Source organism: Cellulomonas algicola (assembly GCF_003851725.1).
Classification (GTDB): Bacteria; Actinomycetota; Actinomycetes; order Actinomycetales; family Cellulomonadaceae; genus Cellulomonas; species Cellulomonas algicola.
The window spans coordinates 1-5,800 of record NZ_BHYL01000337.1; the positions used below are offsets into that span (position 1 = coordinate 1).

The 5,800-nt window shown below is 76.1% G+C and carries 6 protein-coding genes; 1 reads left to right on the forward strand and 5 read right to left on the reverse strand.

What is annotated here, in order from left to right; all coding sequences use genetic code 11:
* Nucleotides 1-158 precede the first annotated feature (158 nt).
* Nucleotides 159-788 (reverse strand): RNA polymerase sigma factor SigE, encoded by a 630-nt coding sequence (sigE, locus tag CTKZ_RS18270; protein WP_225916294.1) that lies wholly within the window; start codon nucleotides 786-788, stop codon nucleotides 159-161.
* Nucleotides 789-994: 206 nt separating this feature from the next.
* Here sigE and CTKZ_RS18275 point away from each other — a divergent pair, with 206 nt between their 5' ends.
* On the forward strand, nucleotides 995-1,627 hold the full coding sequence (locus CTKZ_RS18275) for an O-methyltransferase (protein ID WP_124344264.1): 633 nt from the start codon (nucleotides 995-997) through the stop codon (nucleotides 1,625-1,627).
* Nucleotides 1,628-1,701: 74 nt separating this feature from the next.
* Here the strand turns inward: CTKZ_RS18275 and CTKZ_RS18280 are convergent, their stop codons facing one another.
* The 4 genes from CTKZ_RS18280 to folP form a co-directional block, all read right to left on the reverse strand.
* Entirely contained in the window at nucleotides 1,702-3,303 is a 1,602-nt protein-coding gene (locus tag CTKZ_RS18280; RefSeq protein ID WP_124344265.1) for a leucyl aminopeptidase family protein, read from the reverse strand.
* A gap of 16 nt (nucleotides 3,304-3,319) precedes the next feature.
* Nucleotides 3,320-3,487 (reverse strand): DUF3117 domain-containing protein, encoded by a 168-nt coding sequence (locus CTKZ_RS18285; protein WP_013772033.1) that lies wholly within the window; start codon nucleotides 3,485-3,487, stop codon nucleotides 3,320-3,322.
* A gap of 184 nt (nucleotides 3,488-3,671) precedes the next feature.
* On the reverse strand, nucleotides 3,672-5,069 hold the full coding sequence (locus tag CTKZ_RS21730) for a hypothetical protein (RefSeq protein WP_160142934.1): 1,398 nt from the start codon (nucleotides 5,067-5,069) through the stop codon (nucleotides 3,672-3,674).
* On the reverse strand, nucleotides 5,066-5,800 hold a 735-nt coding region (gene folP, locus CTKZ_RS18295), incomplete at its 5' end, for a dihydropteroate synthase (RefSeq protein ID WP_124344266.1). The genes CTKZ_RS21730 and folP, both read right to left, overlap by 4 nt.

A 5,800-nucleotide genomic window follows, 5' to 3' on the forward strand; every position in this document is an offset into this window, starting at 1 on the left:
GTCGTCCGCCGCGGACGCGAGGGCCCGGCGCGCGGCGCGGGCCGCGGCGAGCTCGGTCGCGCACTGCGCGCACAGCGCGACGTGCGCGAGCGCCCGCTCCGTCTGGGCGACCGAGAGCTGGCCGTCGACGAGCGCGCTGATCCGGGACCCGAGGTGGCTCACCCCACGCTCCCCCGGCCCGTGCCGACCGCGTGCAGCGTGGGCTCGACGGCCGCGTCCGACGCGGTGACGCGCGCGGCGGCCTGCGTGCCCTGCACCTCGGGCGCTCGGTGCCCCAGCGAGTCGCGCAGCCGCGCCCGGGCGCGGTGGATGCGCGAGCGCACCGTGCCGAGCTTGATGCCGAGCGTGACCGCGATCTCCTCGTACGACAGTCCCTCGATGTCGCACAGCACGACCGCGGCGCGGTACTCGGGCGGCAGCTCGTCGAGCGCGCGCTGCACGTCGTGGTCGAGGTTGCCGTGCTCGTACGCGCGCTCCGGGCTGCCGAGGCTGTCGACCGACGCGTAGCGGTCGGAGTCGTCGCCCATCGCGTCCATGCGGACCCGCTGCTTGCGGCGCGCCTGGTCGAGGAACAGGTTCGTCGTGATGCGGTGCAGCCAGCCCTCGAACGTGCCGGGCGTGTACGTGTTGAGCGACCGGAACACGCGCACGAAGGTCTCCTGCGTGAGGTCCTCCGCGTCGTGCCGGTTGCCGGTGAGGCGGTACGCGAGGCGGTAGACACGCGCCGAGTGGTCCCGGACGATCTGCTCCCACGTCGGCGGCTGCCAGGCGGCCGGGGGCGTGGTCATCGGGTCGGGCTCCTTCGGGGTCTGCGGACGGGGCACCAGTCTCCCAGGTCGCGCGGCGGTCTTCGAATCGTGACGTGCGTCCTGGTGGAACGCGTCGACGGCCCGGAAAGTTCCGCGGCCGGCCCGCCCGCCTCCCTCGTGGGCCGCGCGTGCACCGATAGGCTGGCCGCATCCCACGCCCCACTGCACCGCCCCGGGAGGCTGCCATCTCCACCGACAAGGCCCAGAGCTGGGTCTACTGCGAGGAGTTCCTCCCCGAGGACGACGTGCTCCTGCGCGCCCGCGAGCGTGCGGCGCAGCTCGGCTGCACGCCCGTGCTGCCGGGGTCGGGGGCCGCGCTGTCGGTGCTCGCGGCGGCGGCGCAGGCCCGTGCGGTCGTCGAGGTCGGCACCGGGGCGGGTGTCGGGTCGCTGTACCTGCTGCGCGGCATGCCCGCGGACGGCGTCCTCACGACGATCGACCTCGAGGTCGAGCACCAGCGGGCCGCCAAGGAGGCCTTCGCCGAGGAGGGTGTCCGGGGCACGCGCACGCGCACGATCTCGGGCCGGGCGCTCGACGTCCTGCCGCGCCTCACCGACGGCGGCTACGACCTGGTGTTCGTCGACGCCGACAAGGAGTCCTACCCGGGCTACGTCGAGCAGGCCGTGCGCCTGCTCCGGCCCGGCGGCGTGCTCGCCGTCGACAACGCGCTCTGGCACGACCGCGTGGCCGACCCGGCCCGGCGCGACGAGACCACGACGACCATCCGCGAGGTCGGCCGCGTCGTGCGCGCGGACGACCGGCTGCTGCCCGCGCTCCTGCCCACGGGTGACGGCCTGCTGGTCGCGGTCCGCCGCTGAGCGGTCCGCCTCGCGCGTCGCACCGCGGTCGGTGTCCGCGGCACGACGGCCTGCCCGCCACGCGGGCGTGACCGTCAGCGCAGCTCGGCGAGGAACTCCAGCAGCAGGCGCGCGCCGTAGCCGGTCGCGCCCTCGGTGACCTCGTGCTTGTCCGCGCTCGCGCGGGCAGGCCCGGCGATGTCGAGGTGCGCCCAGCGCCGGTCGCCGACGAAGTGCTGGAGGAACAGCGCGGCCGTGATCGACCCGCCGCCGATCCGGCGGTCGGAGGGCACGTGCCGCAGGTCGGCGACGTCGGACGACACCGCCTCCTCGTACTCGGCGACCAGCGGCATCGGCCACGCGAGCTCGCCCGACGTCTCCCCCGCGGCGGCCAGGGCCGCGACGAGCGCGTCGTCGGTGCCGTAGAGCGCGGCGTGCTGCTTGCCGAGGCCGAGCGTCGCGGCGCCGGTGAGCGTGGCGACGTCGACGAGCACGTCCGGGTCGAGGTGCGCGTCCGCCCAGGCGAGCGCGTCCGCGAGGACGAGGCGCCCCTCGGCGTCGGTGTTCGCGATCTCGACGGTCGTGCCGCCGAACAGCGTGAGCACGTCACCGGGCCGGTACGACGCGGCGCCGACGTGGTTCTCGGCGAGCGGCAGCACCGCGGTGACACGGTGGGCGACACCGGACTCGGCGGCGCCGAGCACGGTCGCCAGCGCGACGGCGGCGCCCGTCATGTCGGTCTTCATCGGGACCATGGCCTCGCGCGGCTTGATCGACAGGCCACCCGTGTCGTAGGTGATGCCCTTGCCGACGACGACGACGTGCTGCGCGTCGGGACCCGCGGTGGCGGGCCGGTAGGACACGGTGACGAGCCGCGGCGGGGACGCCGAGCCGGCGCCGACCGCGAGGATCCCGCCGAAGCCCTCGGCGGCGAGCTCGCGCGGGGCGCGCACGGTGACCTCGAGCCCGGCGGTGCGGGCGAGCCGGCGCGCCTGGTCGGCGAACCACGCGGGGTTCTTGGTGCTCGACGGGGTCGCGGCCAGGTCGCGCACGAGCCACGTCGCGCGCGCGGCGGTCCGCCCCGCGTCGATCGCCGCGGCGACGCGCGTGCCGTCCCTGCCGAGCAGGACGAGCGGCGCCGGTGCGGGGTCGGGCTTGCCGGTCGCGACCGTCGGCGTGCGATACGCGGCGAGCAGGTAGCCCTCGGTGAGGGCGCGGGCCGCGGCGGCCTCGTCGGACGAGGACTGGCCGGCGTAGGCGCCGACCGTCGTGACGACGCGGCGCAGCCCGCGGGTGGCCCGCGCGAGAGCGGCCCCGGCACGACGGACGTCGCGCGGGGAGCCGTCGCCGACGCCCACGACGACCAGGCGCGGGGGCAGCCCGGCCCAGGGCAGGGTGACCGCGGACCCGACGGGTCGCGGGAGCTGCAGGACGTACGCCTCGCCGGCGGCGCCCGTGAGGCGGACCCGCTCGGCGATCTCCGCGAGGTCGACGCCGTAGCGTGCCGCGGCGTCGGCGGTGCCCTCGCGGGCCTCGACGCCCTCGTCGCCGGGTCCCGGTGGGGCGACCGGGACAGCGACGGCGTCGACCGAGCCGTCGGTCAGCAGCGGGCTCGTCGCGAGCCCGCCACCGACCGACGTCACCTCGGGCGGCGTCCGGCCGATGGAAGCGGTGAAACCTGTCGTCGGCCTCGCCATGTCGTGCGGTCCGTCGTCAGGAGACGACGGACGTGAGGGCCTCGCCCAGCTCGGCGGCCTCGGTCGCGTTGAGCTCGACCACCAGCCGTCCACCGCCCTCGAGCGGGACGCGCATCACGATGCCGCGCCCCTCCTTCGTCACCTCGAGCGGTCCGTCGCCGGTCCTCGGCTTCATCGCGGCCATACGGGGGGCCTCTCCTTCGCTCGTGCGTCCCGGCCGGGTGCTCGTGCGCGGAGCGCGCGACGAGAGGCCCGCTTGGCCGGTGGTCCGCCGACCATCTTAGTTCACCCGAGGGTCCCCCACCTCGACCGATGCGACCCGGACCGCCCGATCGGCTCCGCGTCGGACGCCGGTCCAGGTGCACCGGTCACGGCGGCCAGCCCTGCGGTGGGGTCAGCCGCCACATGTTCCAGACCCAGACGAGCTGCAGCGCGAGCATGAGCACGAGCACGCCGGTGAACCAGAGCCGCCTCGCCGCCGCAGGTCGGGTCACGACGCCGGCCGTGACAGCGCCCAACGGGAAGGCGAGCACGAGGAACCGCGCGAGGCTGCTGCCGGGCTCGATGACCGCCGCGATGTAGAGCAGGTACGCCGCGGGCCAGGCGTGCAGCTCGTTGCCGAGACGCCACGCCGCGGGCACCAGGAGGACCGCGACCACCAGCGCGAAGCCCGCGACGAGCACCCACGGCGCCCACTCGCCGAACCAGAACCGCGACACGTACCCCCAGGCCCCGAAGGGCTGGACCTCGCGCAGCCCGCGCCACGACTCCTGCGTCTGCAGGTACCCGTCGGGCACGCCCGTGACCCAGCCGCAGATCAGCGGCCACGCGACGCCCGAGACGCCCGCGGCCACCGCGAGCGCGGCCAGGCCACCCACGTCACGCGCACCGAGGTGGTCCTCGCCGCGCCGGCTGCGCCACCAGCGCACCGCCGCGTGCACCACGATCACCGCGGCCATCGGCAGCGCGACCGCGCGCGTGAAGCCGAGCGCGATCACCACGACGGACATCGCGAGGTAGCGCCGCTCCACGAGCAGCAGCAGCGCGGCGGCGACGAGCAGCAGCGCGAGCGACTCGGTGTACGCGACCTGGAGCACGACCGCCGTCGGGAACGCCGTGACGAGCGCGACCGTCGCCAGCGGCAGGCCGGGACGTGCGGCGACGGCGCGCGGCGCACCGCGCTCGACGAGCCGGTGGATCACGACGGCGGCAGCCGCGCCGAGGACGAGCGCCGTGAGCGGGGCGACCACGTACCAGGGACCCGTGGTCAGCACCATGAGCCCGCGGACGAGCATCGGGAACAGCGGGAAGAACGCCCAGACGTTCTGCTGCACCAGCCCGTCCTCGCCGACGGGCAGCGTGTCCGGGTAGCCCTGCTCGGCCGCCTGCCGGTACCAGCTCGCGTCCCACATCAAGCCCGTGAACTGCAGGTACGACGGCTGCGCGGGCGTCCAGTAGTTCTCGACCTGCGCCTGCGCGGTGACGACGAGCGCGACCGCGCTGAACGCCCGCCCGGCGAGGTACACGGCGAGCGTCTGCACCCACCACGGCCAGCCGCGCGGGTCGAACCACGCACGCGGGACCGCAGGGGCCCGCACGTCGGCGGCATCCGGGGCGACCGGCCCCGCCGCGTCCGCGGGAGGAGGCGCAGCCGCGTCCGTGGTGACGGGCGCGGACCCGTCCCGGGAGAGCGGCGTGGCCGCGTCCTGCGCCGCGGGCGTCGCCCCCTCGTCCGTCGACTCCGCGGCCGTGCGGTCGCCGCTCATGCCAGCCCTCGCACGGCCCGGGCGGGGGCCGCGTCGCCGCGCAGGACCGCCACCATGTCCACGGTCCGCCGCGTCGCGGCGACGTCGTGCGCCCGGAAGACGCGTGCCCCGAGCCATGCCGCGACCGACGTCGCCGCGAGCGTGCCCTCGAGCCGGTCGTCGACGGGCAGGTCGAGGCTCTCGCCGACGAAGTCCTTGCGGGACAGCGCCATGAGGACGGGGAACCCCGTCGCGACGAGCGCCGCCGTGCGGCGCAGCAGGTGCACGGAGTGCCAGGTGTTCTTGCCGAAGTCGTGCGTCGGGTCGACGAGCACCGATGCGGGGTCGACGCCGAGCGCCACGGCCCGGCGGGCGCCGGCGGTCACGGTCGCCAGCACGTCGTCGAGCACGCCGTCGAGCCCGTCGCCGGGGTACGCGACGCGGAACGGGTCGGTCCGCGGTCGCGCGCCGCCCGTGTGCGAGCACACGACGCCCAGCCCGCGCTCGGCGGCGACCTCGACGAGGTGCGGGTCGTGGCCCGCCCACGTGTCGTTCACCAGGTCGACGCCCTCGTCGGCCGCGGCGCGCGCGACGTCGGCTCGCCAGGTGTCGATGCTCACGAGCAGGTCGGGGTGGCGGGCGCGCACGCGGGCGACGAGCGGGACGACGCGGGCGACCTCCTCGGCCGCGTCGACGTGCGGGCCGCGCCCTGCGCGGACACCGCCCAGGTCGACGATGTCGGCGCCCTCCTC